The following is a 270-nucleotide window of genomic DNA, read 5'->3' on the forward strand; positions in this document are numbered from 1 at the left end:
TTTTCAGCAGCGACGGCGAGAGCTACGTGCTCACCAACGAGGTACGGGAGCTGTGCGTCTTTTCTCCTCACAGCGTCGACCGCGACCCGCCCTTTTCGCGCATGGACATGATTTCATGCCGCAACCTGCTGATCTATTTCGGCTCGAACATTCAGAACCGGGTCATTCCGATCTTCCATTATGCGCTGAAGCCGGGCGGTTATCTTTTCCTCGGCACGTCCGAAAGCATCGGCCAGCACGACAACCTCTTCGCCACCGTCGACAAGAAAC

The 270-nt window shown here is 56.7% G+C and carries 1 protein-coding gene; it reads left to right on the forward strand.

All coding sequences use genetic code 11. The annotated features are described in order from the left end of the window. On the forward strand, positions 1-270 hold a 270-nt coding region (locus AC0L2O_RS36840; protein WP_473373211.1), incomplete at both ends, for a CheR family methyltransferase.

It is taken from the genome of Bradyrhizobium sp. Kon10, from assembly GCF_055807395.1.